At 36.5% G+C, this 617-nt stretch carries 2 protein-coding genes; both read left to right on the top strand.

What is annotated here, in order from left to right; translation table 11 throughout:
• Positions 1 to 276 (top strand): hypothetical protein (locus AVJ19_RS21240; RefSeq protein WP_213067287.1); only part of this gene is annotated, 276 nt, incomplete at its 5' end.
• On the top strand, positions 277 to 492 hold the full coding sequence (locus AVJ19_RS21235; protein WP_111861443.1) for a hypothetical protein: 216 nt from the start codon (positions 277 to 279) through the stop codon (positions 490 to 492).
• Positions 493 to 617 lie beyond the last annotated feature (125 nt).

Raw genomic sequence — 617 nt, 5'->3', positions numbered from 1 at the left:
TTTAATTCGATGCGTGCAGACGATATGTCTGATTTCATTATAAAACTCTACAAAACGAGATTAGAAGAAATAAATCAAGAGTTTAATTTAAATGAAGAGAACTTTATGTTGGCGATATTCACCATAGAAGTGGCATTGGTTTACACACGACACACTATGACGCCTAAGAGCAAAGCCCAATTGATTCCAGAGATATACGAGAAGTATCATTCAAATTCTGCAATGAAGCAGGCAACAATTAAACAACTTGAGAAGTACAGAGGGGAACAAACGTAAATGCTTGAAAATACAAATGACGATCTGGTGCGAAATATCGTAGGAGCAGCAGCTCCAAAAGAGTTTAGTACACGTTTAAAGTTTATAGCATTAGATAAAACAATATTTGAAATAGAACTTAGCACAAACACACCTGGTCAGCTGAATGACCAGATGCGTGAATTAGTAAAGGCTTCAGTCGAAGCTGCAACCAGCACGATTCTTAGTGCAAAATAAAATCTAAAAAAAACGACTTCACCCACATAACCCAAATTTTAGTGCAAAAAAAATGGTAAAGCCTTGATCCAGCTTTACCATCTAAAATTTCCCTCAAACCCTTACCACATCAAACTCTCATCCCA

The sequence above is a fragment of the Acinetobacter sp. CFCC 10889 genome (genome assembly GCF_003268395.1).
Lineage (GTDB): Bacteria > Pseudomonadota > Gammaproteobacteria > Pseudomonadales > Moraxellaceae > Acinetobacter.
This window is presented reverse-complemented; position numbering and strand designations above follow the sequence as displayed.